Genomic DNA, 230 nt, shown 5'->3' on the forward strand with positions numbered 1-230 from the left:
GAAGTGATTGATGGCGGCGATATTGCACTCGACAAGCCAGATATTCCTAAAGTACCTGTCAACAGCGCTACAGACGAAGAAAACGCTGGCGTTGTTACAATTAACTTAAGCTAACTAAGTTGTATTTTTTGGGGTTGCATTAAAGCAAACCCAAAACTAGTTTAACCGTCGGCTAATCCTTTTAAAAACGCCAAGCTTAATTCTTCTTGCTCATTAGGTTGATATGGCAG

Annotated in this window: 1 pseudogene; it reads left to right on the top strand. The window is 40.4% G+C overall.

Going from position 1 to position 230, the window contains the following annotated elements:
• Positions 1-114: pseudogene (locus R0J88_RS24040) on the top strand (tRNA 2-thiocytidine(32) synthetase TtcA); the annotation flags it as partial.
• Positions 115-230 lie beyond the last annotated feature (116 nt).

It is taken from the genome of Pseudoalteromonas sp. SIMBA_162, from assembly GCF_046535955.1.
Taxonomy (GTDB): Bacteria; Pseudomonadota; Gammaproteobacteria; order Enterobacterales; family Alteromonadaceae; genus Pseudoalteromonas; species Pseudoalteromonas marina.